At 48.0% G+C, this 1,300-nt stretch carries 9 tRNA genes and 2 rRNA genes; all 11 read left to right on the top strand.

From position 1 onward, the window contains the following. A 23S ribosomal RNA gene (locus ORD22_RS15055) occupies nt 1–122 on the top strand; the annotation flags it as partial. 142 nt (nt 123–264) lie between these two features. Beyond that, a 5S ribosomal RNA gene (rrf, locus tag ORD22_RS15060) occupies nt 265–380 on the top strand. 111 nt (nt 381–491) lie between these two features. Next, nucleotides 492–567 (top strand) — tRNA-Val (locus ORD22_RS15065). A 14-nt stretch (nt 568–581) separates the two neighbouring features. Further along, nucleotides 582–657: transfer RNA gene (locus ORD22_RS15070), tRNA-Thr, on the top strand. An 8-nt stretch (nt 658–665) separates the two neighbouring features. Further along, nucleotides 666–741: transfer RNA gene (locus tag ORD22_RS15075), tRNA-Lys, on the top strand. Nucleotides 742–758: 17 nt separating this feature from the next. Further along, nucleotides 759–840, top strand: a tRNA-Leu gene (locus tag ORD22_RS15080). Between the two features lie 7 nt (nt 841–847). After that, nucleotides 848–919 (top strand) — tRNA-Gly (locus tag ORD22_RS15085). A gap of 11 nt (nt 920–930) precedes the next feature. Continuing rightward, nucleotides 931–1,019, top strand: a tRNA-Leu gene (locus tag ORD22_RS15090). A 12-nt stretch (nt 1,020–1,031) separates the two neighbouring features. Next, nucleotides 1,032–1,108: transfer RNA gene (locus ORD22_RS15095), tRNA-Arg, on the top strand. A gap of 31 nt (nt 1,109–1,139) precedes the next feature. Next, a tRNA-Pro gene (locus tag ORD22_RS15100) sits at nt 1,140–1,216 on the top strand. A gap of 7 nt (nt 1,217–1,223) precedes the next feature. Then, nucleotides 1,224–1,299: transfer RNA gene (locus ORD22_RS15105), tRNA-Ala, on the top strand. Nucleotide 1,300: the final 1 nt, after the last annotated feature.

The raw sequence follows: 1,300 nt of genomic DNA on the forward strand, positions 1-1,300 counted from the left end.
ATGAGATTTCCCATTACGCAAGTAAGTAAGATCCCTCAAAGAAGATGAGGTGGATAGGTCTGGGGTGGAAGTACGGCGACGTATGGAGCTGACAGATACTAATCGATCGAGGACTTAACCTATTCTAAAAAGTAGTTACTTGAACTACCCAATGTCTTTTATTCAGTTTTGAGTGAACAAAAATTTACTCAAAAAGAATTTTAAATAACACTTGCATTAATTTTTAAAAGTGTTATAATAGTAAATGTCCGCTAAAAGGACAAGTCTGGTGACGATAGCGAAGAGGTCACACCCGTTCCCATACCGAACACGGAAGTTAAGCTCTTCAGCGCCGATGGTAGTTGGGGGTTTCCCCCTGTGAGAGTAGGACGTCGCCAGGCAATTCTTTTCCAAAGCCAGGCAATTCTTTTCCAAAGATCAAGCGTATTGCATGTTTAAAACCTACGAATTTGATTGATAAGAGAATAAGAATTGAATAGTTATTATACCCAGGAGGATTAGCTCAGCTGGGAGAGCACCTGCCTTACAAGCAGGGGGTCGGCGGTTCGAGCCCGTCATCCTCCACCATATTTTCTACACTTGCCGGTGTAGCTCAACTGGTAGAGCAACTGACTTGTAATCAGTAGGTTGAGGGTTCAAGTCCTTTCGCCGGCACCACTTTGTACGAGCCGTTAGCTCAGTTGGTAGAGCATCTGACTTTTAATCAGAGGGTCACAGGTTCGAATCCTGTACGGCTCACCATTTTTTAGTAATATATTGCGGGTGTGGTGGAACTGGCAGACACGCTAGACTTAGGATCTAGTGCCTTCGGGCGTGGGGGTTCGACTCCCTTCACCCGCACTTTTATGCGGAAGTAGTTCAGTGGTAGAATACGACCTTGCCAAGGTCGGGGTCGCGGGTTCGAATCCCGTCTTCCGCTTTTTCATCCTTGCCGGGGTGGCGGAACTGGCAGACGCACAGGACTTAAAATCCTGCGGTAGGTGACTACCGTACCGGTTCGATTCCGGTTCTCGGCACCATTTTCATAATATGCGCCCGTAGCTCAATTGGATAGAGCGTCTGACTACGGATCAGAAGGTTGTGGGTTCGACTCCTGCCGGGCGCGCCATATTACTTATATATTATATATTCTTTATAGTCGGGAAGTAGCTCAGCTTGGTAGAGCACTTGGTTTGGGACCAAGGGGTCGCAGGTTCGAATCCTGTCTTCCCGACCATCTATATGGGGCCTTAGCTCAGCTGGGAGAGCGCCTGCCTTGCACGCAGGAGGTCAGCGGTTCGATCCCGCTAGGCTCCACCAT

Source organism: Sporosarcina sp. GW1-11 (assembly GCF_033088395.1).
In the GTDB taxonomy this organism is placed as follows: domain Bacteria; phylum Bacillota; class Bacilli; order Bacillales_A; family Planococcaceae; genus Sporosarcina.